This is a genomic window from Cupriavidus sp. CP313 (genome assembly GCF_054072015.1).
This window is the reverse complement of sequence record NZ_JBSVZB010000104.1, coordinates 1-548: the sequence shown is the minus strand read 5'-3', so window position 1 is coordinate 548 and position 548 is coordinate 1. Positions and strand designations below refer to the sequence as shown.

Sequence of the window (548 nt, the reverse complement as noted above, 5' to 3'; positions counted from 1 at the left end):
GACGAGCCTTCCTTCGATTCGAAGATCGAGTCCAGCCCGGCGCCGATCCAGTTGAACGGACGGAACAGGGTGTAGTTCAGGCCTTGCTCCATGCCGTAGGCGTGGATCACGCGGTCCATCAGCTGCTTGGAGCAGGCATAGATCCAGCGCGGCTTGTTGATCGGGCCGTAGACCAGCGGCGAGGCCTCGGGGTCGAACTCTTCGTCGCTGCACATGCCGTAGACCTCGGAGGTCGACGGGAACACCAGGTGCTTGCCGTACTTGACCGCGGCGCGCACGATCGGCAGGTTGGCCTCGAAGTCCAGCTCGAACACGCGCAGCGGCTGGCGCACGTAGGTGGCCGGGGTGGCGATGGCCACCAGCGGCAGCACCACGTCGCACTTGCGGATGTTGTACTCGATCCACTCCTTGTTGATGGTGATGTCACCCTCGAAGAAGTGCATGCGCGGGTGGTCGACGAGGTCGCCGAGGCGGTCCGACGACATGTCCATGCCGTAGACCTCCCACGGCGTGGTTTCCAGGATGCGGCGCGTCAGGTGGTGGCCGAT

The 548-nt window shown here is 64.2% G+C and carries 1 protein-coding gene; it reads right to left on the bottom strand.

Translation table 11 applies throughout. The features are described from left to right. A partial coding sequence (locus ACW4E8_RS41095) for a bifunctional UDP-4-keto-pentose/UDP-xylose synthase (RefSeq protein ID WP_456809707.1) occupies nt 1-548 on the bottom strand: 548 nt, incomplete at both ends.